Annotated in this window: 27 protein-coding genes, 1 tRNA gene and 1 riboswitch; of the genes, 12 read left to right on the forward strand and 16 right to left on the reverse strand. The window is 40.6% G+C overall.

Annotation, left to right across the window (positions count from 1 at the left end; genetic code table 11):
* The first annotated feature begins 4 nt into the window (after positions 1–4).
* From ESA94_RS11595 to ygiD, 7 genes are all read left to right on the forward strand, one after another.
* Complete coding sequence (locus ESA94_RS11595; RefSeq protein ID WP_164972719.1) at positions 5–655, forward strand: DUF502 domain-containing protein; 651 nt, start codon at positions 5–7, stop codon at positions 653–655.
* Between the two features lie 5 nt (positions 656–660).
* A complete protein-coding gene (locus ESA94_RS11600) occupies positions 661–1626 on the forward strand; it encodes a zinc dependent phospholipase C family protein (protein WP_129131078.1) in 966 nt (321 codons plus the stop codon).
* Positions 1627–1750: 124 nt separating this feature from the next.
* On the forward strand, positions 1751–2329 hold the full coding sequence (locus ESA94_RS11605) for a Crp/Fnr family transcriptional regulator (RefSeq protein WP_129131079.1): 579 nt from the start codon (positions 1751–1753) through the stop codon (positions 2327–2329).
* A 116-nt stretch (positions 2330–2445) separates the two neighbouring features.
* Complete coding sequence (locus ESA94_RS11610) at positions 2446–3108, forward strand: NADPH-dependent F420 reductase (protein WP_129131080.1); 663 nt, start codon at positions 2446–2448, stop codon at positions 3106–3108.
* A gap of 70 nt (positions 3109–3178) precedes the next feature.
* Positions 3179–3748, forward strand: coding sequence for a YceI family protein (locus ESA94_RS11615; protein WP_129131081.1), 570 nt, complete (start codon positions 3179–3181; stop codon positions 3746–3748).
* Positions 3749–3769: 21 nt separating this feature from the next.
* Positions 3770–4213, forward strand: coding sequence for a DoxX family protein (locus ESA94_RS11620; protein ID WP_129131082.1), 444 nt, complete (start codon positions 3770–3772; stop codon positions 4211–4213).
* Between the two features lie 34 nt (positions 4214–4247).
* Positions 4248–5129, forward strand: a complete 882-nt coding sequence (ygiD, locus tag ESA94_RS11625) for a 4,5-DOPA-extradiol-dioxygenase (protein ID WP_240671039.1) — start codon at positions 4248–4250, stop codon at positions 5127–5129.
* 76 nt (positions 5130–5205) lie between these two features.
* On the opposite strand, the gene ESA94_RS11630 is transcribed toward ygiD, so the two are convergent.
* The 3 genes from ESA94_RS11630 to ESA94_RS11640 form a co-directional block, all read right to left on the reverse strand.
* Positions 5206–6240 (reverse strand): family 43 glycosylhydrolase, encoded by a 1035-nt coding sequence (locus tag ESA94_RS11630; protein WP_240671040.1) that lies wholly within the window; start codon positions 6238–6240, stop codon positions 5206–5208.
* An 88-nt stretch (positions 6241–6328) separates the two neighbouring features.
* Positions 6329–7141 carry a phytanoyl-CoA dioxygenase family protein gene (locus ESA94_RS11635; protein WP_129131083.1) on the reverse strand — a complete coding sequence of 271 codons (813 nt, stop codon included), beginning with the start codon at positions 7139–7141 and terminating at the stop codon, positions 6329–6331.
* Between the two features lie 48 nt (positions 7142–7189).
* Positions 7190–8194 carry a family 43 glycosylhydrolase gene (locus ESA94_RS11640; RefSeq protein ID WP_205755968.1) on the reverse strand — a complete coding sequence of 335 codons (1005 nt, stop codon included), beginning with the start codon at positions 8192–8194 and terminating at the stop codon, positions 7190–7192.
* Positions 8195–8453: 259 nt separating this feature from the next.
* On the opposite strand from ESA94_RS11640, the gene ESA94_RS11645 reads away from it, so the two are divergent.
* The gene (locus ESA94_RS11645) at positions 8454–10109 is read left to right on the forward strand and encodes a glycoside hydrolase family 32 protein (RefSeq protein WP_164972720.1); all 1656 of its coding nucleotides are present in this window, start codon (positions 8454–8456) and stop codon (positions 10107–10109) included.
* Between the two features lie 63 nt (positions 10110–10172).
* On the opposite strand, the gene ESA94_RS11650 is transcribed toward ESA94_RS11645, so the two are convergent.
* From ESA94_RS11650 to ESA94_RS11705, 12 genes are all read right to left on the reverse strand, one after another.
* Positions 10173–10244 (reverse strand) — tRNA-Arg (locus ESA94_RS11650).
* 61 nt (positions 10245–10305) lie between these two features.
* Positions 10306–10890, reverse strand: a complete 585-nt coding sequence (locus ESA94_RS11655) for a MarC family protein (protein WP_129131085.1) — start codon at positions 10888–10890, stop codon at positions 10306–10308.
* Between the two features lie 60 nt (positions 10891–10950).
* Positions 10951–11559: an alpha-ribazole phosphatase gene (cobC, locus tag ESA94_RS11660; protein ID WP_129131086.1), complete on the reverse strand. Its 609-nt coding sequence runs from the start codon at positions 11557–11559 to the stop codon at positions 10951–10953.
* Between the two features lie 102 nt (positions 11560–11661).
* Positions 11662–12435: an adenosylcobinamide-GDP ribazoletransferase gene (locus tag ESA94_RS11665; protein ID WP_129131087.1), complete on the reverse strand. Its 774-nt coding sequence runs from the start codon at positions 12433–12435 to the stop codon at positions 11662–11664.
* A gap of 117 nt (positions 12436–12552) precedes the next feature.
* A complete protein-coding gene (gene cobT, locus ESA94_RS11670) occupies positions 12553–13572 on the reverse strand; it encodes a nicotinate-nucleotide--dimethylbenzimidazole phosphoribosyltransferase (RefSeq protein WP_129131088.1) in 1020 nt (339 codons plus the stop codon).
* Positions 13569–14393: a Dph6-related ATP pyrophosphatase gene (locus ESA94_RS11675; protein WP_205755969.1), complete on the reverse strand. Its 825-nt coding sequence runs from the start codon at positions 14391–14393 to the stop codon at positions 13569–13571. The genes cobT and ESA94_RS11675 overlap by 4 nt, the downstream gene beginning before the upstream one ends.
* 14 nt (positions 14394–14407) lie before the next feature.
* Positions 14408–14911 carry a bifunctional adenosylcobinamide kinase/adenosylcobinamide-phosphate guanylyltransferase gene (locus tag ESA94_RS11680; protein WP_129131089.1) on the reverse strand — a complete coding sequence of 168 codons (504 nt, stop codon included), beginning with the start codon at positions 14909–14911 and terminating at the stop codon, positions 14408–14410.
* On the reverse strand, positions 14908–15291 hold the full coding sequence (locus ESA94_RS21685) for a DUF5522 domain-containing protein (RefSeq protein WP_129131090.1): 384 nt from the start codon (positions 15289–15291) through the stop codon (positions 14908–14910). Before ESA94_RS21685 ends, ESA94_RS11680 begins: the two co-directional genes overlap by 4 nt.
* A 1-nt stretch (position 15292) precedes the next feature.
* Positions 15293–15517, reverse strand: a complete 225-nt coding sequence (locus ESA94_RS11690) for a cysteine-rich CWC family protein (RefSeq protein WP_129131091.1) — start codon at positions 15515–15517, stop codon at positions 15293–15295.
* On the reverse strand, positions 15504–16523 hold the full coding sequence (locus tag ESA94_RS11695) for an ABC transporter substrate-binding protein (protein ID WP_240671041.1): 1020 nt from the start codon (positions 16521–16523) through the stop codon (positions 15504–15506). The genes ESA94_RS11690 and ESA94_RS11695 overlap by 14 nt, the downstream gene beginning before the upstream one ends.
* Positions 16484–17074, reverse strand: coding sequence for a DUF6580 family putative transport protein (locus ESA94_RS11700; protein ID WP_129131092.1), 591 nt, complete (start codon positions 17072–17074; stop codon positions 16484–16486). The genes ESA94_RS11695 and ESA94_RS11700 overlap by 40 nt, the downstream gene beginning before the upstream one ends.
* Before the next feature lie 69 nt (positions 17075–17143).
* Positions 17144–19066 carry a TonB-dependent receptor plug domain-containing protein gene (locus ESA94_RS11705; RefSeq protein WP_129131093.1) on the reverse strand — a complete coding sequence of 641 codons (1923 nt, stop codon included), beginning with the start codon at positions 19064–19066 and terminating at the stop codon, positions 17144–17146.
* Between the two features lie 104 nt (positions 19067–19170).
* Positions 19171–19442: riboswitch (cobalamin riboswitch) on the reverse strand.
* Between the two features lie 130 nt (positions 19443–19572).
* On the opposite strand from ESA94_RS11705, the gene ESA94_RS11710 reads away from it, so the two are divergent.
* Together ESA94_RS11710 and ESA94_RS11715 are read left to right on the forward strand one after the other, a co-directional pair.
* Positions 19573–20658, forward strand: coding sequence for a sensor histidine kinase (locus ESA94_RS11710; protein ID WP_129131094.1), 1086 nt, complete (start codon positions 19573–19575; stop codon positions 20656–20658).
* 19 nt (positions 20659–20677) lie between these two features.
* On the forward strand, positions 20678–21373 hold the full coding sequence (locus tag ESA94_RS11715; RefSeq protein ID WP_129131095.1) for a LytR/AlgR family response regulator transcription factor: 696 nt from the start codon (positions 20678–20680) through the stop codon (positions 21371–21373).
* Here ESA94_RS11715 and ESA94_RS21440 read toward each other — a convergent pair.
* Complete coding sequence (locus ESA94_RS21440; protein WP_164972721.1) at positions 21370–21546, reverse strand: hypothetical protein; 177 nt, start codon at positions 21544–21546, stop codon at positions 21370–21372. The two genes, ESA94_RS11715 and ESA94_RS21440, sit on opposite strands and share 4 nt — an antisense overlap.
* A gap of 88 nt (positions 21547–21634) precedes the next feature.
* On the opposite strand from ESA94_RS21440, the gene ESA94_RS11720 reads away from it, so the two are divergent.
* A complete protein-coding gene (locus ESA94_RS11720) occupies positions 21635–22387 on the forward strand; it encodes a DUF6089 family protein (RefSeq protein ID WP_129131096.1) in 753 nt (250 codons plus the stop codon).
* A gap of 125 nt (positions 22388–22512) precedes the next feature.
* Positions 22513–23241, forward strand: a complete 729-nt coding sequence (locus tag ESA94_RS11725) for a dioxygenase family protein (RefSeq protein WP_129131097.1) — start codon at positions 22513–22515, stop codon at positions 23239–23241.
* The last annotated feature ends 29 nt before the right edge of the window (positions 23242–23270 follow it).

A 23270-nucleotide genomic window follows, 5' to 3' on the forward strand; every position in this document is an offset into this window, starting at 1 on the left:
GAACATGTTTAAATCCTTTAATTACAAGCGACTGTTTCAATATTTTCTGCAAGGCTTACTGGTGTTAGCCCCGGTTGTTGTTACAGCTTATGCCATTTACTGGATTGTTACGAGCATAGACGAACTGATACCTATTTTTACTTTTACGGATGAAGATGGAAAAGTAATTGTGCGCAATTTTGGTTTGGGTTTCCTGCTCATCATCGGTGCAATATGCCTGGTTGGTTACCTCAGTACCTTCTTTATCCAGAGCCGCATCTTTAATTTATTCGATCATTGGCTGGAGAAAGTGCCCGGCATCAAGTTTATTTATACCACGGTAAAAGATTTTTTTGAAGCCTTTGCCGGAGAGAAGAAGAAATTTAACCGGCCGGTGCTGGCCAACATCGACGATAACGATGTTTGGCGTGTTGGTTTTTTAACCCGTGATGAAGCTGATGAATTTGGACTTAAAGATTATGTGGCGGTATATGTACCCATGAGTTATTCCATTGCAGGTAATGTATACCTTATACCAGCTAGCAGAATTAAATCGCTTGAAGGCCATTTAACAGGAACAGAAGCTATGAAGTTTGCCATCAGCGGTGGTGTTACAAAAATGGATGAGGAAATTGAAGAGGAAATAATTAAGGAAGACGAAGCTGTTAAGAAATAACCCGCATGAAGAAAGCGTTGATTGTAGTTGTTCTCTTATGTATTTCGCAGCAATGTTTTTGCTGGGGCTTTTTCGGGCACCGTAAAATCAACTATCTCGCTGTATTTCTGTTGCCACCCGAAATGATCGGGTTTTATAAAACGCATATCGATTTTTTAACCGAACATTCTGTTGATCCGGATAAACGACGCTATGCAATACCGGAAGAAGGTCCACGACATTATATAGATATTGATCATTACGGCGAATATCCGTACAAAGATCTGCCACATAATTACGACAGTGCTGTTGCCAAATTTTCTGCTGATACAGTGAATGCTTATGGTATTGTTCCCTGGTGGGTGCAAACAATGCTGGGACGTTTAACCAATGCGTTTAAAGAAAAGAACCAGGTAAAAATTTTAAAGTTAAGTGCAGAAATCGGTCATTACATTGCCGATGCGCATGTGCCGTTGCATGCTTCGCATAATCACAATGGGCAGTTCACGAATCAAAATGGCATTCATGGGTTTTGGGAAAGTCGTGTACCGGAATTGTTAGCGGATAAGGAATTTGATTTCTGGATGGACAAAGCACAGCATATTAAAAACCCGGGACAATTTATGTGGGCAAGAGTATTGGAAAGTGCTGCAGCGGCCGATACTGTGTTGCGTTTAGAAAAAGAGTTAACGCAAACTACTCCTGCCGATCAGAAGTATTCATTTGAAAACAGGAACGGTATTACCATACGCACATACTCTACTTCGTTTACGACTGCCTATAATACAAAACTAAACGGCATGGTAGAACGCCGTATGCGGCAAAGCATTTTTGCTGTTGCCAGTTTTTGGTACACCGCATGGATCAATGCAGGGCAGCCCGATCTGAAAAAACTCAGTAACAAAGAATTTACTGCAGAAGAACTGAAAGAGTTTGAAGAATTAAATACAAACTGGCGCAACGGGAAAATTGTTGGGCGTGATCATGAGTAAAATTGCTGTGCAATCTTCTTATGCTGTACAGTGTGCGATAAATGATATCGAATGCCGGCATTCTTTTATCTGCATTAATCAGCAATGAACAAAGCTGTACATTTGAAGGCTCAACAGGCTGTTTATGTTCGAACTTCTTATTAAGAGTATACAGGATAAAGTACCTTCTACCGAAGAGGAACTGCATTTGTGTAAAACGCATTTCACTCCAAAGCGGCTAAGACGCAAACAATTTCTGTTACAGGAAGGTGATGTATGCAACCGTATGGCCTTTATTGAAAAAGGAGCCTTATATTCTTATACTACCGATGCAAAAGGCGGGCAACGTGTAATGCAGTTTGCTTTTGAAGGCTTCTGGATATCTGATCTGTATAGTTTTTTTACAAGAGAAGAATCGAAACTGAACATTGAAGCGCTGGAAGATTGTGAATTGTTACTGCTCGATCATGAACAACACGATTACCTGTTAAAAAACGTACGCCAGTACGAAACTTATATCCGCATTTTATACCAGAATGCATATGTTGCCTTACAGCAAAGAATTGAAGGCACTCTTGGTTTAACAGCCGAAGAAAAATATTCTCACCTGGTTGAACAATATGCTACTATTGTAAACCGTGTGCCGCAACATTTAATTGCATCGTACTTAGGTATTACTCCCGAAACACTCAGCCGCATACGCAAGCAAATGGCTTCCCGTTAATTTCTTCTTGACATATGTCAAGATTTCTCTTATCATATGTCAATACCTTTTCTTATCACATGTCATTGGAGCAGGGCCTGGACAGATGGTAGTTTTGCATTATCAAATTGATTGATATGCAAACAAAAAGAACCATCGCAATTTTAGGAGCTTCCGGTAACATGGGCTCTGCAATTGCAAAGGCGCTTGCAAAAGGCAACGATCGTTTACTGCTCATCAGCAAAGAAGAAGAAAAGTTAGAGGCGTTAAAAACAGTAATTACGAACGAATATCCTTTAGCAGATATTGAAGGAATGACCTGTGCGATGCATGGAAGTTGGGAAGCAGATATTATTATACTCGCCACACCTTACGAAGCACAAACCGATGTAGCAGAGAAGATACGTGAAGTTGCAAGTCAGAAAATTGTGATCAGTATTGCCAATCCGCTTAATGCAACATACGATGCGCTCGTAACCAATCCCGAAACAAGTGCTGCAGAAGAACTGCAGGCATTATTACCGCATTCGAAAGTGGTGAAAGCGTTTAATACAACCTACGCTGCAAATTTTGCACAAACAGTGATCGATGGTAAACAGGCCGATGCATTTATAGCAGGCAACAATGAATCTGCTTTGGAAACAACAGCTGAGCTTGTAAAAACAACTGGCTTCAATCCCATTATTGCAGGTAAACTTTCTGTAAGCCGCACATTGGAAGCAATGCAGTTGTTGCTGATACAACTTACCATGAAATACAAATATAACTGGCTGGCTGGTTGGAAAATTCTGCATCAATAGAAACGAAAACCCAAAACACAATATTCAAGACTTAAATCAAAAATCAAATAAACATAAACAAACAACAAACATGAAAAAGGTAGCAATTATTCTCTCGGTATTTTTTTTAGCAACTGCATTTACAACCGTTGCAGTATGGAAAAATGATAAAGCACACTCACAGCTTGCATTCACCGTAACACACTTAGGTGTTTCAGATGTATCAGGAACCTTCAACGATTTTGATGTGGAAGTAAAATCAGCAAAGCCCGATTTCAGCGATGCAGAGTTTACGCTGTCTGCAAAAGTTGCATCGATCGATACTAGAATTGAAATGCGTGACAACCATTTAAAGAGCCCTGATTTTTTTGACGCAACAAAATATCCTGAACTTACTTTCAAGAGCACCGGCATTAAAAACGTTGGTAAGAACAAATACAAACTCAGCGGTAACCTTACATTAAAAGGCATCAGCAAACCGGTTGTGTTAGACTTAGTGTACAGAGGTGTTGTTGAAAATCCAATGAGCAAAAAACAAACTGCAGGTTTCCAGTTATCTGGAGTTATTAAGCGTTCTGACTTTGCATTGGGTAGTGGTTTTCCTGCTCCAATGCTCAGCGATGAAGTAGTAATTAAAGCAGATGGCGAATTTGCACAATAATTAATTTAAAGAACTAAGTGTATGAAGAAGTTATTAAGTATTGAGGCCGGCGGAAACGCAGTAAACATTGCAGCATTGTTTGTACGTATTACAGCAGCAGCATTAATGTTATCACATGGATTACCTAAACTGGCTTATTTGTTTTCGGGCAGCCCGATACAGTTTCCTGAAGTGTTTGGTATGCGTTCGGATGTATCGTTGATGCTCACCGTATTTGCAGAAGTGATCTGTTCGTTTTTTATTCTGTTAGGATTGGGTACACGCCTTGCAGTTATTCCATTGATCGTTACAATGCTGGTGGCAGTGTTATTGATCCATTCGGCCGATCCGTTTGCAAAACAGGAACCGGGTATTCATTATCTCATTTTGTATGTAATACTTTTTATTACAGGCAGCGGTAAATATTCTGTCGATTATCTTTTACAACGTAAGCAACAGGCAGGAATGGTTTGGACAAACAGGTAAGGCAATCGTAAAAAGCAACGTAAGCAATCGTTCCATGCAACGAAAACATTTTATAACAACTATTTTAACAGGAGCAGCAGGTATGACAGGCTTGGCAGCGTTCAATCGCTTTACAGATGATCTTACGGAAGAAGACCAATTGATGCCGGTACTGTTCATTGGACATGGTTCGCCCATGAATGGAATTGAAAACAATGAGTTTAGCAGAAGATGGGCGAAGATGGCTACTGAAATTCCAACACCCAAAGCGGTGTTGGTGGTATCGGCACATTGGTTTACGAAAGGCACGCATATTACTGCAATGGATTTTCCTGAAACCATTCACGACTTTGGCGGTTTTCCACAAGCGTTGTTTGATGTTCAGTATCCGGCGCCCGGCGCTCCTGATTTAGCAAAAGAAACAAAGTCGTTGATCCATTCGGCAGATGTTGGATTGAGTCACGACTGGGGATTGGATCATGGTGCATGGACCATCATCCGTCATATGTATCCAAAAGCAAACATTCCGGTTTTGCAGTTGAGTATTGATTATACAAAAGGGCCGCAATACCATTATGATCTTGCAAAGGAGTTGTACAGTTTACGTAAGAAAGGCGTGTTGATCATTGGCAGTGGTAACATGGTTCATAATTTACGAATGGTGGCATGGGATAAATTGGATGCACCGGAATATGGTTACGATTGGGCATTGCAGATGAATAATACATTTAAAGAGCTGATCGCAAATAAAACACACGATAAACTCATTCACTATTCTTTGCTGGGAAGAGAAGCACAACTTTCTATTCCAACACCTGAACATTACCTGCCTTTGTTATATACGTTGGGTTTACAAAACAGTAAAGAAGATGTTTCATTCTTTAATGATAAAGCCGTTGGCGGATCGTTAACGATGACATCGGTTAAAATAGGTTGATGATGATAAGGTTTAATGAAAAGGAGTTGCAGTACTGCAACTCCTTTGTTTTTTAATGCTGTAATAGTTCAGTTTATCAATCCATATCGGGTAAATGAAAATCAAAAGGTTCATCACGGGTTGCTTCCAATGTACCATTTACAAATTTTAAAGGGGCTACCTGTATGCTTGTGCGATGGTTGGTATGAAACCATTGTCCATCAGGATCTGGTTTTGTTTCGCCATGAATTTTTCTGCCGGGATGTGTGAAGTAAAAGATGTAAGCTTTATCACCCACAACAACCACATCACCATGCGCACCACTTGGTGTATCATCTTCACGTTTACTTGGCTTGTCTAAAAGAAGTCCTTGTTTGTCCCAATGTTCCAGATCGGTTGAACGGTACAAACGCATGCCCTGCCACTCATCCGTTAACATCCAGTAATAATCTTTATAGCGAAAAACTTTTGGTCCTTCATGTGCTTTGCCACCAATAGCTGGCTCTCGTGCTGTTTCCCAATTTTTTAAGTCGCTCGATTCAGACATCATCGTAACAGAACCTCTTGTTTCATCTTTATACCAAATGCGGAAACGTCCATCCGGTTTTTTATAGATCGTTGCATCAATTACTTTATCCGATGAAAGTTTTAATGGCTGATCGTATTTCCAATCCCAAAGATCTTTGCTGGTAAAATGTACAATTTGTGAAGGGCCGCCCCAATGATTGCGTACTCCTTTTATATACACCACAAACATGTGGTACTCGTTATTGTGATAAATAATATCAGGAGCCCAGAATGTATTCATTCCTTTTTCAAACTCGAGATCAAGATAACCTCTGAACAACCATGTTTGCCCATGATTGGAAGAGGAAGCTACACCAATGCGTGTACCATAATAAGCGGCAACATCCTGTGTTGGCATATTTGCTCTTCTTGCAGAATAAAACATCCACCAGTTTTTTTCAATCTTATTCCAAACCAAAACAGGATCGGCAGCACCATCGTAAATAGGATCACGAAAAAGCGGAGCAGGTGCTTTGTGAAAAACAGAATCGGTTTTTTGTGCAAGACTGTTTACACTTGATAAAACAGATAAAGCTAAAAGAAGAATATGAATTTGTTTTCTCATAAAGAAAAGTTGTTGCTTTACCATCATTCTTTTTAACGCTGTTAAATTGAAATTAGTAATACAGCTATGTGCTCGTGTTAACAGTTAATTAAATCAACGGGTTTAATTCAGATGCAGCGAGGCTTCTCGGTTCTAAACCACAAAGCCATTTTTGTCTGTCGGCTTCCTGGTGTTCATTTTGTGGAGGAATAATTTTAGCACCATCAGCAAAATAAATAATGGTCATTACCTCTCTCGTGTTAGTAGATGTATTACCGGGAGCTGAGTGCAAAGTCCATCCATAATGCCAGGTAGCATCGCCTGCCTGCATTGCTGTTGCCCGTTCAATGGCAAACTGTTTATCGTGGATGTATTGTTCAAGTATTTTTTCTGATTGATCGGAGATCGCAATGTTTTCAACGAAACCTGCTTTATGCGAACCAGATGCAAACGTAAGCATACCCATCTCTTCGTTAATATCAATCAACGGCATCCACATGGTAATTGTTTGCGTTGTATCCAATGGCCAGTAATATTGATCCTGGTGCCAGGGAGTATAACCTCCGCCTGGTTCTTTATACAAAGCCTGGTCGTGGTAAATACGCACATGCTCAACACCTAACAAGTCGGCAGCAATTTTTGCAAAACGTTTTGCAAGTGTAAACTGTTTTACTTCTTCATCAACCATCCACAAATTCATGATCTGCAAAAAAGCTTTGCCATACGTATCTCTATCCTGCAACGCACGTTTTTCTGTATTGTATTGGTAAGCTGCTTTGTTAATGCTGTTGCGGTAAACAGCTATTTCATCTTTACTTACAATTGAAGGAGTGAGTGTGTGGCCTTTTCTTTGGAAATCGGCGATCTGTTCTTCACTGATGTTTATTTCAGTATCTAATGCAGGCAATTCGTTAATGAGCATAAAAAAATTGTTGAGTGATTGACAGGAATAGAATCATAGCAGAATTCTTTATAGCAACACAGGTTTATCTTTCTTCCAAACTACTTCACGTTTCGAAATAAACCAAGTTCTTCCTTTATCGTTATTTCCCTGGTAAAATAAATAGGTTCTTCCGTTAGTATCCGTAAAAATATCCGGGTGCCCCGATTCGCTTTCGTTCCAGCTTCCTTTTTCGCCATTTTTCAAAAAGGGTTCAGTAAAAACTCTTGTCCACTTAACACCATCTGTACTTCTTGCCAAACCAATTTGCTGTGGCTCGTTGTTGTAACCACCTGCGTAAAACATATAGAGATACTTTCCACGTTTTATACAGGCTGCTGCTTCAATACAATTCTTTTCCCATGGTAGTTCCGGTTTTAAAATGGAATAGTCGGTTAATTGCGTCCATTCATTTTGATTGAATGAAGTATTCAATGGTGTTGACGCTACACCCTGCATTTGAATTTTGTAGGAAGTATCACGTGTAGCGAAATAGAGAAAATATTTGTTGTTGAATTGTACCACTTCTGCATCAATGGCTCTGCCGCAGGTCCAATCACCTTTCGGACTGAAGATGGGGTTGGTTGTATTGCGGGTGAATGCTAATCCATCATCCGATACTGCATGACAAATGGCATCTTTCTTTCCATTGCCATAGGTTTGATAAAACAGATGCACTTTGCCATCTTTAATAATTGCACCGGCAGCACACAAACCATTCTTTTCATAATCTGCAGCAGGTTTCAGTTCGCCTACTTTTTTCCAGTGTGTCAGATCAGTGCTTGCTGCGATACCAATACTCCAATTCTGAAAACGTACACCCGGTACAGAATAGTACATGAGGTAACGATTTTGATGGAAAACAACTTTGGGATCTTTTGCATAAGGCACGCCAATAGTTGTGGTATCTGCAAAATACATTTCAGGTTTTTGTGCAGTAACATCAACATTGATCGTAGTTAGGAGAACAAGTAAACAAAGTTTCAAAACATGCTTACCCGTAATGCGGAAAAGGCCGGTAGAATTTACAGACATGTACACAATCGTTTTACCAAAGAAAGCAGTAATTGCAGGAAAATCTTGCTCTTTCAATATCAATCTTCATGCAATTTGTATCAAACAAATCGAAAAGCAGGGTTTTTCTAAAAGCAAAAAGATAGAATGATTACATTGTACGAAGAAACGACTCGGCTGAATGTTTGCTGCTCCGGAGGTATAAAAATTAGAACGAATGATCATGCTTGCAAGAAAACAACACTTGAAAAAAAGCGCTGCCACTTTTTTCTGCCTGATAATGTTTACATCTTTATTGGTGGCACAGGAAAATAAAACATACAAAAACATCAGTGTGTATTTTACTGCTGAAAAAAAGTTTTTGGTATTGCCTGTAAAGAACGGTACAGCTAAACGCAATTTTGAATTGTGGGTTGATGGCGTGCAAAAACGTTTTTGGGATATGGAGTTGGCAGAAGGCAAAGCAGACTGGTATGCCTATATGCAAATTGATGAATGGAAGGGGAAATCGATTGAGCTGAGAGTAGATAAAGTGAATACAACTTCAAAAGTATTTGATCCTGTTCAGCAGAGCGATCTTGATACAAACGCCAATGAATACAACGAATCGTTAAGAGCACAGTTTCATTTTTCACCAAAGCGTGGCTGGACGAATGATCCGAATGGAATGGTTTTTTTCAAAGGAGAATATCATCTTTTCTTTCAGCACAATCCTTATGGCTGCGAGTGGGGGAATATGACATGGGGGCATGCAGTAAGTAAAGACCTTGTGCATTGGAAAGAATTAGGTGAAGCACTTCATCCCGATCAGTTTGGCCCGGTTTACAGTGGGGGAGCAGTAGTGGATAGTAACAACACAAGTGGACTTGCTGCGAACGGAAACATGCCAATGCTGATGTTTCATACGGGTGCAAAAGCATGGGGACAATACCTGAGTTGGACGAATGATGGCAGAACATTCAAGAAGATGGATGAGAAAGCTGTTGTTCCAAGAATTAATAAAGACAACAGAGATCCGAAAGTTATCTGGCATGAACCAACAAAAAAATGGGTGATGGTATTTTGGGTGGAAAGAGGAAATGATGAACAGCATAGCATGCAATTTCTTACATCGCCTGATCTGATCAACTGGACACCTACTTCATCATTTAACGGAGGCAAAGGAGATGATCGTTATTTATTTGAATGCCCCGAGTTTTATGAATTGACAGTTGAAGGAACGAACGAAAAGAAATGGGTACTCACAGGTGCTAACAGTCAATATGCAATCGGAACATTTGATGGGAAAACATTTGTACCAACGCAGGAACGTTTACAAGGACAGTATGGAAGAGATTTTTATGCTTCACAAACATTCAGCGATGTGCCGGATGGCCGTCGTATCGAAATTGGTTGGTGGCGTACAAACACCAACAATGGTAAGATGTCTTTCAATCAATCGATGAGCATACCAATGGAGCATACGCTTATAAAAACCCCGGAAGGTATCAGGCTATCACGAAAGCCGGCGAAAGAGTTGGAAAGTCTGCGAACAAAAACATATCAGCAAAAACAGTTGACGATAAAGCCGAATGCTGTTAACCCGTTAAACAGTTTGAAAGTTGAATTGGCTGAAATACGTTTTACGTTAGAACCGGGAACAGCAAAAGAAATAATCTTAAACGTACGTGGTGTCGCTATTAAATACAATACAACTGCTCAGCAGTTAGAAGTAGATGGTGTGAAAGCACCTGCTCCATTAACAAATGGAAAAGTTGATGTGATCATTTTTGTTGATAAAGTTGGGTTTGAAATTTTTGCCAACAGTGGATTAACGTTTATGCCTGTTAACATTAATCTTTCTGCTGATGAGAATACGCTATCAATTTCTGCAAATGGCGGTACCGCTAAACTGCTGAATCTTTTTGTGTACGAATTAAAAAGTATCTGGAGATAGAGTAGGAAAAAATTTGACATAAAAAATCCCTGCCATTTTTTAATCGGCAGGGATTTTTAGTAGTAGCCTCGACAGGAATCGAACCTGTATCTGGAGCTTCGGAAACTCTTATACTATCCATTGTACTACGAGGCCGGGAAAGTTTGAAAATGGATCGATTTGAAAATTTGATAATTGTGAAAATTGCATTCTCAAATTATTTGATCAATCCACCTGCATTACCTGCAAATATTTTTACGGCAATAGCCAGCAATATTACGCCAAAAAATTTCCGCACAGCAAGTAAACCTGCAGGGCCAAGCAATTTTTCTATGTATTGCAATGATTTTAATACAATAAACACCACCACGAGGTTGAAAAGGATGGCTATTAGAATAACAAGGTTGGAATAGTTGGCACCAAGCGACATAATCGTAGTCAGCGTTCCACTCCCGGCAATGATCGGGAAGGCAATCGGAACCACTGTTCCGCTTTTTGCATTTTTATCGCTTTTGAAAAACTCATGACCTAATACCATTTCCAATCCCAGTACAAAGATCACGATGGAACCGGCCACTGCAAAGGAACGACGATCAACGCCGAGCATTTGTAAGAACGATTCGCCCACAAATAAAAACAGGATCATCAACGCACCGGAGATGAGCGTGGCTTTGAATTCACGGATAGCGCCCATCTTATCTTTCATGGCAATAAGCAAGGGGATAGAGCCGATGATATCAATTACAGCAAATAACGTAAACGAAACTGTAAGCAGTTGGCTGAGGCTGAAGTCGAAGTTCATGACGATTGTTTGCACAAAGATAACTTTTCTTTTGTGCCGCTTTGTTTAAGCAATCGTCAACTATTTAAAACTGGGTTTATGCTGCTCCGATGTGCTTTGAATATTGTGTAAAATTTCGTGTATAAACTGATCATCTTTTAAAGATAGTTTTACAACACAGCCGTACTGCAGCTTAAATACATTGAACGATTCGATTAAAGCAGTATTGGTAAGGTGGGAGAGAATGCTACGCAATACACCGCCATGCGATACAATGGCCGCATGTTCTTTCTGTGCAACAATTTTTTCAAAGATTGCCGTGGTGCGGGCCAATAGATCGAGATAGCTTTCGCCGCCGGGTATACGCACATTTACAAAATCATTCATCCAGGGCATTACGACTTCTTTCGGCAGATCATCCCATTTCTTTAATTCCCATTCACCACAATTGATCTCCTTTAATTCATCATGAAAAGAAATGCTGTGTGATGGAAATAAATGTTGTGCCAGTTTGCTGCAACGCTGTAACGGACTTGAATATACGTTTTGAATATGTGCAGGTAAATGTTCTTTGATGCGTGCAGCTTCGCTCAAAAAACTTTCTGTTACATCCAGATCGGCCTGGCCGTAACAGGTTCCTTTTTCTACATCGGGTGTGGTATGTCGTATTAAATAGATTTCTGTACTCATGTTAATTTTTTATCACCGCCAAGAAAAAAGAACGCTGAGGTGATCGCAGAGAAAACAACTCTTCAACAAACTCCTTTTCTTCATTCTCTGCGGTAAAGACTCTCACAAAAGTATGTATTCAATTTTCCAGTATGCTATCAGGCCAATGTAAAACAATACTTCAGTTACCTGCTGTGTTGCACCTAAACAATCGCCTGTATATCCACCGATCCATTTATGAAAATATCTTCTTAAGAAAAACGTGGCAAGTAAAGGAAGAATGAGTGCATATAAAATTTCAAAGCGCTGAAAAAACAATAAAGGCGCTAATCCAAACAGTACAGCCGGAATAATTTCATAAGCGGTGATTGATTTTGCCAATGGTTTTGCTTTGGCATCATCATTCTCCCGAACATATTTGCTTGTGACAACAATAAGCACTGCACACAAGCGGGAGAAACTATGTGCAGCCAATAATACCATCCACATTAAACTGAAAGGAATTGAACTCAACGAAGTGTACTTCAACAACAGAATCAGGATCATGCCAATAACACCGTAAGCCCCCACACGACTATCCTTCATAATGGTGAGGATCTTCTCTTTTGTCCAGCCACCACCGAAAGCATCACATACATCTGCAAAACCATCTTCGTGAAAAGCACCTGTTGTTAATACGCCTGCGATCATTGATAATAAAATGGCAATGGGTGCACCAAGAAAAAACTCTGTGCCCATGTACAGCAACGCACAAATGCCGCCAACGATCCAACCGATGAATGGAAAGAAACGTGTTGCTTTGTTGAGGTACTCCGGATCATGCGTTACCCATTCGGGGCAAGGAATCCTGGTGTAAAACATTAAGGCGGTGAAAAATATTTCGATCTGCTTTTTCATGTTGCTGCAAGATAAATGATTGTGCCGCTATTCGTATTAAACGCCGGGAAGACGGTAAGGCTGGAAGAAAAAATATAGATTCATCTTTCCGTCTCCTCGTCTTCCCGGCTAAGTAAATTATTCTTTTCCACTCACCCCTGCACTTTCAAAACTCGCCATTTCATTTAAGAATGCAACAGCACTTTGCAAGATGGGTATAGCCAATGCAGCACCGGTACCTTCTCCCAGTCGCATGCCTAACTGCAGTATAGGTTTTGCATAGAGATGCTCTAACATTTTACGATGACCGTTTTCATCGGAGCAATGTGCAAACACACAATGATCAGCAATCGATTTGTTGTATTGTTTGGCAACAAGCAATGCTGCGGTTGCAATAAAACCATCAACCACAATGATCATGTTTAACTCTGCTGCTTTGTGGTAAGCGCCGGCCATCATAGCAATTTCAAAGCCGCCAATGCGGCAAAGCAATTGATGCGGCGTAATATCATAACGATTGAGTTCATGCAACTTGCTTACATCTTCCAATGTATCCAGCTTGCGTTGCAGTTGTTCATCTGTTGAACCTGTTCCTCTTCCCACACAATCTTTCAATGGAAGATTTAATAAATGATGCATGATGAGTGAAGCAGAAGAAGTATTACCGATACCCATTTCGCCAAAGCCGATGGTATTGCATCCTTCATCAAACAATGTCTGCACAATGCTTCTGCCTTTTTCAATCGCTGCATTTACCTCATCAATACTCATGGCATTGTATTCACTGTAATCGGTAGTACCATGATTGATCTTTGCATGAATGATTGGGAGTGATACATCAAAATCAAAATTCACACCTGCATCAACAACTGTTAGACCAATGTTATGTTGTTTGGTAAATACATTAATAGCTGCACCACCGTTTACAAAATTCAAAACCATTTGTGCTGTTACAGCCTGCGGGTATGGATTTACTTTACCACTTGCTGCAATACCGTGATCACCTGCAAACACAACGATATGAGGTTTGCTGATGCGTGGTGATAAACTATGTTGTATTGTGCCGATTTTTAATGCCAGCTCTTCCAGCATACCCAATGCACCAACAGGTTTTGTTTTATTGTTGATCTTATGTTGCAGTTGTTGTTCAATTGTCATGATGATGGATTTTGTAAAACAAGATCGCAAAACCAGAAACCTTTCGTTCCAACATCTGCAATTGGAGTAGGATGATCGCTGGTTTTTATTTCTAAAGCTTTGTAGGTTTTTTCTCCGGTTGCAACAGGTATTGGTTGTTTAAAGACGGGGCCACTGAAACAAAAAGAATGAAACTCACCGTTCTCACCACACGGATCAACGTTTGATGGCAGTTCGTTGATGAATTGCTGATCGATGGTTCTGCCAACCCAGCTTTCATCTAAATAACCATCGTTGATGCAACACAAGACAGATTCAAATCCTTTTGTCACAAAATCGTTGATCATCCATTGTGTATCGGTTTTCCAGATGGGAAATACGCAATGCATATCGAGTTCTTTCATTTTGTTTTCACGGTAAGCACGCAGGTCTTCTAAAAAAAGATCGCCATACAACACATGGTTGATGCCTTCTGCTTTTGCCTGCAGCAAAATAGTTTTCATCTGTTGTTCATATTCAGCATTGCTTGCTTCGTACACGTATGCTTTCAGTAACGGAATACCAATGGATGCAGCCTGTGCTTCAATCAGCTCTTCCCGCACACCATGCATCGATAAACGTTTGTAATTGCCGTTGAAAGTGCTGAGCAAATATTTTACATCGTACACGCCTTCCTGCAACACTTTGTGCAACGCATAACTACTGTCTTTTCCTCCGCTCCAACAGAATATTGATGAGATCATTTTATGAGTGATGGATAATGAATGATGAGTTGTGAATGATGTATGATGAATAATGAGTGATGAGTGATGAATAATGAGTTGGTTGTCCGCACTGATCACTCATTACTCATCACTCATTTAATTTTCACTGGAATCCCGCTTACCATCAACACTACTTCCTCCGCTTTTGCTGCAATGTATTGATTGGCCCAGCCCTGCAGATCGGTGAACTTGCGACCGATCTCAGTATCGGCATGCACGCCCATTCCTATTTCATTGCTGATGATAAAAAAAGTGCCGGACTTTGTATGCAATGCATCAATTTCTTTCTTCAACAGTTCAAGCGATGCATGAATATCACTCTTTGTATCCACAAAAAAATTAGTGAGCCATAAGGTAACACAGTCGATCATAGCCACACGGTTATCGATGGGCAATGCACTTACGTTGCGTTGTTCTTCAAAGTTGGTCCAGCGTTCATCACGATCGTTTTGATGACGCTTTACACGTTGTTCAAAATCGTCGTCCCACACTTTGGCCGTTGCGACATACACAGGATTATTGCTGAGTGCCAATACACGTTCCTGCGCATACCTGCTTTTACCACTGCGTGCACCACCTGTAATAAAAATGATCATGCTGTTTGTTTTTTGAAACCGTAGGGACAATGCCTGCATCCGCTTTTGCAACAGTAACCTCTACGTAAATGATGCCAGGTTGTAAATACAAAATAACCGTTCTCCATATAATAATCGATTCCTTCCACCATCTGCTTGCCATTGCGTGGAAGATCTTTGGCTTTATTGTCGTTCAATGCTTTTTCAACCGTCATGTCTGCAACATACGCATCGATCTTTTCTTTTGTTGCCTGGTGAAGACATTGCGGACACATGCAATTGATCACCGGATCGGGAGTAAACAATGGCGGATAAGTATTGCACCAGCAACCTCCTTCGGATCCATCGGAACCACAACCAAACTCAACGCCACATTTGCTGCATGTTTTTACTCTTGTCATTTCAACGGTTACTGTATAGATCTTTCTGTTCTGTAAATAAAGTGTACCTGCTTTTTAATTGCTGCAGACAATTGCGGCATAAACAATCGGAAAATTGTTTGGTAATAAATGCTTCTTCATCCACACTCAATTCAATACCGTAGCATTGGCAGTTCGTAATATCGCCTACTCTGCATTCGAAAGGCGTATTACAACGTGGACAGTTTTTTTGTTCATGCTTGCACATGTTCCTGCGTGGTTGAAAAGTGAAAGTATTTTGTTTGCAAGTGTTTTGGTACTCGGAATAAGGAAGGATGAAACAATGCAGCTAATAATTCAATACCATCAACCAATGTAGATGCTGATGGTTGTGTAAACAGATCATAATCGCAGATGTACACCGCATTTGTTTTTACGGCTTCCAGTTGCTGCCATTCTTTTTTTGATGTAAGCAGGTGCAATTCTTCTTTTGTACGTTCAACAGTAAAACCACATGGAGCAATTACTAATACTTCAGGATTGTATTTCACAATTTTGTCCCACTGTGTAACTATGCTATCGCCACCGGGATTGCTGAGCATATCAATACCACCGGCCTGTGCAACCTGAAAAGGGATCCAGTGACCGCAATTGTAAATAGGTTGTATCCATTCCATCAGCAGCACACGTTTTAAGGGCATGTGATGGCGACGAAGTTTATCAAGAATATGTAAAGTACGTTTCTGTAAACCGGAGAGATAATGATAGGCTGCTGATTCATGACCGAGAGCTGTTGCAATGGTTACAGCTGTGTAATACACATCATCAAGTGTTTGCGGTGTAAGTGTAACCAGCTTTGGTTGTTTTTCAAGATTGGCAACCGCTGCAGCAGTACAGGCAGTATCGATCTGGCATACTTCACATACATCCTGTGTAAAGATCACATCGGGTTGTATGGTTTGAAGTATTTCTTCATCAACATAATACAGGCTTCTGCCTTCTGCTTTGCTGGCCGAAAATATTTTATCGATCTCATCGCTGCTGTAATTTTTTCCTTCCATGACACAACGCACTACTTTTTGTTTTTCTTCTAATGCAGTGTGAGGACATTCAAACGTTACGCCATGCAGTAAGTGTTGCAAACCCATGTCGTAGATCATTTGCGTAGCGGCCGGTAAAAAGGAACAAGCTTTCATGATGAGTGATGAATGATCAGTAATGAGTGTGAATACAATTAAGCTGTTTGCAACGATGGCTTGTTTGCTTTCATCCATTCAAATGCACCAAACATGATACCACTGTACACTAATGTGCCGATCAGAAAGTTTTTCATGTAAGGCGCACCTTGTGCATAGCATTTAATAAGACTTGCAAAACTGTGATCCATTGTTTGGCCCGTAGTAATATCGGTGCAGCCAAACAGGAAAACACCAAAATCAACAACCAACCAGTAAACCAATGTTCCTGCAATACCCGTAAGCACAACATTCTGTACACTTACTTTTTTCAGGAACAGTCTTGCCAATAAAACGATCAACACAAAACCACCATATACCCAATACCAGCTGCCATACATAATTCCATACTGTCCATCATAAACAAATATGTTAATGATGAGATCACTAAGCAATAAAGTAAGCAAGGGGAAACCAAATGCTTTCCAGTGTTTGCTGAAATAAGCACCGCCAAACAAGCCCATTGCACCAATAGGTGTAAAGTTGCTCAACGGTCCGAGTTGGGCTGCATTGGGAATACGTAAAGCCGCAACAGCAATCATAATGATTGCCAGGATTGCAAAACGGGGATTGATTTTTTGTGTTGACATATGATAATGAGTAATGAATGATGAGTAATGAGTGGGTTCAACTGATCACTCATTACTCATCATTGGTTATTAAAATTGAAAGCTTACGCCTCCTGTTACATTAAACTTGCGACTGTTATAGCCGGGAACATCATAATACACCTGATCTGTGATATTACGAAGATCAACAAATAAACGCAGGTTTTTTGTTGCCTGATAACCGGTGTAAAAATCGATCGTGTAATAAGACGGCATTTGCGCAGGTCCCGGATCATAAGCACCTTTTAATCTTGAGCTGATGAAACGGAACGAAGGCATTAAGGTTAATCCTTTTACAGGTTCAAGTGTAAGTACACTGTTAAAACTGAAATTAGGACGACGATACAGGTTCTTCACTTTTACATTATTGTTTTTTCCTTCGCCATCAATATAAGTGAAGTTGTTTGTCCATGTGCCGATCTTACCGAGACCAATACTACTTTCCACTTCAAAACCATAATCGTGTTGTTCATCACGGTTGATATAGTAACTTTCCCATGAAGGACTGGTATAGAAAATGATGAGGTTTTTAATGTCTCGTTTGAATGCAACAAAACGGATTGCGTTTTTCCTGTCTGCACTAAACGATTGCACACCCACTTCGTAGTTCTGTGTTGCTTCAGGTTTCAGTTCCTTGTTTCCATACTCACTATACAGTTGGTAAAGTGAAGGAATTTTATAACCCGAAGAAATGTTTACAAACACTCTTGTTTTATTATCAATGTTATAAGATGGATTGAATGTGTACGTTGCATTTGTTCCATAAATGCTGTGGCTGTTTACACGAAAACCGGCTTCCATATTAAACCCGGCAAGTTCAGTTGCCAGTAACGAGGCATAAAACGAAAAGTTATTTGCTTTTGCTGAATCGCCTAAAGCTGTTTCATAAGGGCCAAAGACACTGATGCTTTTGTACGATTGCGTTGTGTTTTGTGCAATGTTTTGTAAACCTGCTACTAACGACAACTGATCGATAAAGCGATAACTGCCGAATAACTCTGTAATACTGCTGTTACCTTCGTATGAACCTTTTGAATATTTAGCAAAGCCACCAACACTTGCGCTGTCATCTACATACAATCTTGTATTGTTAAGTAAATTTTGTGATAAAGTAAGATTCAGTTTATTGCCTTGGTACAGAAATGAAAGTCCGTTGTTCCTGTTCTTTTGTGTTACGTTATTATCTGCATCATCAGCATAAGCACCTGCATCAATACCATTTTTATATTGACCAAAATTGCTGAATCCTTTTACTGCAAAATGTTTATTGAAATCGTACCGAAGGTTGGCTACGAAGTTGTTTTGCTTAAATCCGTCTTTATCAAAATTCTTTGTACCGGTTGTATCCTGTGCAGCAGAGAATCCTTTACTGTCTGTAAAATTGTAATTGAGGTTGTAAGAAAATGCATTCAGCTTTCCACCAACACCGGCATTTGCACGGAGTGTGTTGTAGCTTCCATAACTCAGCAAACCATTTACTTCAGCTTTTTTGCTGCCGCCTTTTTTGGTAATGATATTAATAACACCTGCAACAGCATCGCTTCCCCATAAAGTACTTTGTGCGCCTTTTAAAATTTCGATACGTTCTACCATACCTGTGCTGATATGGTTCAGGTCAAATGCATTGTTCGATTGCGATGCATCACCTACAGGAACACCATCGATCAGAATCAACACATTTCCACTTGTTGCACCACGGAAATAAATATCCTGGTTGGTACCAAGTGTGTTGTTTGCACCATTGATGAATACACTGGCCTGTTGGTTGATAATTTCAGAAACGGTACGGCCTGCATTACGTTGAATGGTTGCCTGATCGATAATGGCTATCACTTTACCTGTGGCACGTTGTTTTTGTGCAATACGATTGGCGGTTACAAATACTTCGCCTAACGATTTTGCAGTTGTGTCCTGGGCATTTAGCTGACTGCTGAAAAATAATCCGGCAGCCACTACAAGAAAATTCTTTTTCATCTTTTTGAAAAAAGGGTTTTGTTGTGACTGCTTTCAGAAAAAGAATTAGAAAATATAAAAGCGATGTGCCGTTACATCTCCTGCCTTTCACCCGAAAGCAAATGATTAATGAAATAGTATCGGCAGGTCTTCTGGCTTGTTCGCTGTTGAGCACCTTCCCATTCATGCGCCAAACAGCTTGCATGAACAGTGGTCTGTAGAAATCAACAGGATGAGTGATGAATGAAGAATAATGAGTGCGGAACCGCTTTACTCATCATTCATTACTGATTACTCATCATTAGAACTTACAGCTACGGGGATAGCGCCGGATTTGCACCGGACTTCCCTTTTAATCCCGGCTATGACGCCGGAAACCGCTACGGCAGCAAAAGTAGGGTTGCGGGGCTGGAAACAGAAAAAAGATTTTGCACAGACCTGTTGATTTCGCAGGCCATTCATCTGGTCATTTTACCTGCTCACCGATACTCTGTACATTCCCTTTTTTTAACGAACTTCATTTGCACATGAACCGTTCTACAGCCGTTACAGCAGCAGTGCATGCCACCGGGTGGATTCTTTTTTACAGCATCATCTTTTTCTTTATTACCAATGGCAACCCCGATGGTACGGCTTCGTCCATTAACCTGTTTACGTTACCGGTTCTTTTTTTCTGCATCATTTTCCCTTCCATTTTTTATAGCAACAGGTTTGTATTTATTCCTTATCTGTTCGAGCGGAAACGATACATTTTGTATGCAGTTGTTTTTGCACTCCTTTTTTTACTGGTGTTTTGGTTAAAACCGTTTGATGCGGTGATGAGCGCTGCAAGAGAAACACATGCAGGTCCGCCACAGGGAATGATGGAGCAGGATTTTTTTACTGAGCCGCCACAGATGCCCGAACCGATGAAACGGGAGTCGCATTTCGATATTATGAGCATCATTCTCTTTATGCTGCTGTGGTTGCTTTCCTCGGCCATGTTTGTTTTCCGGCAGTGGCGATTAACCGAACAGCGGGCACTACTGGCCGAAGCAGAAAAAGCAAATGCAGAACTGTCGTTTTTAAAAGCGCAGGTGAATCCGCATTTTTTGTTTAACACACTCAACAATATTTATTCGCTGGCAGTAAGCAAAAGCGAACATACGGCCGACAGTATTATGAAGCTTTCGAACATTATGCGGTATATAACCGATGATGCAAGAGAAGATAAAGTAGACTTGCAGCAGGAAGTAGATTGTATTCGTGATTATATTGATCTGCAACAGTTGAGGCTTGGAAAAAATGCACAGGTAATGTTTACTGCAAACGGGCAGCTGCAATGGAAAAAAATTCCGCCGTTATTATTGATGACGTTTGTGGAGAATGCATTTAAATATGGGGTAAGCAATCACGAACCATCGCCAATTGTAATACGTATTGATGCAGGCGATAAAGAACTGCAGTTTGAAACAATGAATAAACTGTACGAAAAGAAAACACAGCTGGAACGTACAGGTATTGGGCAGCAAAACGCATTGAAACGTTTGCAACACATTTACCCGGCAAAACACGATATCAGTATCGACACTAACAGCGGGTTTTATACCGTTAAACTAACTTTACAATTCTGATCTAAATTAAACCGCATCTATGCCGTTAAAATGTGTAGCTATTGATGATGAGTTGCCGGCTTTGCAGTTAATGCAGAAGTATATTGGCGATCATCCGCAGCTGCAGTTGCTGCAAACCTTTACCGATGCGGTTTCTGCATCGGAATATCTTAAACAAACAACCGTCGATCTGTTGTTTGTTGATATTAATATGCCTGATATAACGGGGCTCGACCTGGTGCGTTCGCTCAGCAATCCGCCCATGATCATTTTCACCACTGCGTATAAAAAATTTGCCATTGACGGGTTTGAGCTTGATGCGGTTGATTATTTACTAAAGCCCATCAGCTTCGAGCGCTTTTCGAAAGCAGTACAAAAGGCAAACGATTATCATCAATACAAAAACAAACCAACCGAAATGGCCGACGAAGTGCTGATGGTTTTTTCGGAATACCAATTGGTGAAGATCAACTGCAGTACCATTGAATACATTGAAAGCCTCGACGATTATATCCGCATACATAGCAACAACAGCAAACCTGTAATGACGTTGATGACGCTGAAAGCTGTGCTGGAAAAACTTCCTGTTTCGTTTAAACGTATCCACCGTGGTTATATCGTAAACAGCAGTAAAATAAAATCGGCAGTAAACCGAAAGCTCAAACTCGAATCGGGTATTGAACTACCCGTTAGCGATTCGTACACCGATGTAATTAAAGAATGGAAGCAGGCCTAACTCATCGGTACAAAGAGCCTGTTCGCCGATTCTTCTTTTTGCTGGTTTAGTTGTTGCTGTAGTTTCAATACATAATTTTTCTGCAGATGACCCAATTCTAAAACATCCACACGGTTATACTTTTCTTTTTCCAATGCTTTAACAAAGCCTGTATAATGAAAACTTATTTTCAACGTTTACAGCAACACACCGTATAACCACCTCATTCGCATCCTTACCAAACTATTCTGCTTTCATTTTTCAAGATTAAACATTCATCGAATGAAAGCAACATTCCAACCATTGTCTTTCGTGTTGATGGTATTCGTTACAACCGAAACCAACGCACAGTTACGCACATCGAAGTACGAAGCAGGGGCCAACATCGGCACATACATTTACCAGGGCGATCTTACACCAAGCCGTTTCGGATCGTTTAAAACCATGCGGCCAGGATTAGGTTTGTATGGCACTCGTTATCTCAATTCATCGTGGGGTATAAGAGCGAATCTTTCTTTTGCAGGTTTAAGAGGCAATGATGCCAAATACAATACACCCGCATACAGGCAGCAACGCAATTTTAATTTCCGCACACCGGTGCTTGAGTTTTCAGCAGTTGCAGTTTGGAAACCATTTGCAGATAATTATTTGAAAGAAGGCAAGGGCACATTATCGCCTTACCTGTTTGCTGGCGCCGGCTTCAGTTTGTTACGGGTGAGAAGAGACGCCTCAAATTTTAATGCCGATTATTTTGCAGAGGAGCCGGATGTTATTGCAGGTCTTGCAACTGATCTTGCACGAAGAACACCCCGCTTACTGCCCGTTATTCCTGTTGGTGGAGGTATACAATACGGGCTCACCGATCAATGGTTTCTGCATCTGGAAACAACTTACCGTTACAGCTTCAGCGATTATATTGATGGGTTTAGCCGTGCCGCAAATCCGCAGCGGAAAGATAAATACTACAATATTTCCATTGGCGCCACTTTCAAATTCGGTAAAAGCAATAGCTGGAAATGCCCGCCGGTACGATAAAGCAGCCGGTTCACCGATGCTTTATACCTGCTGGTCGGCAGATAAAAAAAAGCATTAAACCACAGAAATAGTTTTACATCAGAAAAAGTGAACAACGATTTTCAATCACCAAAAAACGCATTATTATGGAACGCAAACACTTTTTAAAAAATATGTTCATCGGTGCTGCATCGGCCCCTGTTATTTTAGCCGCCTGCAAAAAAACAAGCACAACAGGCAGCAGCTCTTCTTCAGGTTCAGGCTCGGGCAGCGGCACCTGCACCGTTTCGCCCACAGAAACAGCAGGCCCTTTTCCAACCATCACGCCATCGTCGTTGGTGCGTACCGATATCCGTGACGACAGAACGGGTGTTGCACTTACGGTTAAAATAAATATTCTTAACACAAACGCAAGTTGTGCCGCATTGCAGGGCGCTATTGTTGATATCTGGCATTGCGATAAAGATGGTTATTATTCGGAGTACGGCGGCACAAGCATGCAATCGGTAAACTATACGGCAGTTCACTTTTTACGTGGAAGACAAACAACCGATGCAAACGGATTGGTACAGTTTACATCGATTTTCCCAGGTTGGTACTCTGGCCGTGCAACGCATATTCATGTGCATGTGTATAAGGCAAATGGCACATCGTTATTAATTACACAGATCGCTTTCCCCGAAGGAAGCGGAAGTGCAGTAGCAACGGTGAATGCTGCAACAACATACGGTTATACAAAAGGCATGACCGGTTATACCTACAATGCCAACGATAATATTTTCAGTGATGATACAGCAGGCAAACAGCTTGCTTCAATTACCGGAAGTGTATCGGCAGGTTATGTGTTAACGAATAATATTTATGTGGCGGGTTAAATCATGATCGTCATTGCGAGTTTACAACT

The organism is Lacibacter luteus (genome assembly GCF_004118265.1).
GTDB classification, from domain to species: domain Bacteria; phylum Bacteroidota; class Bacteroidia; order Chitinophagales; family Chitinophagaceae; genus Lacibacter; species Lacibacter luteus.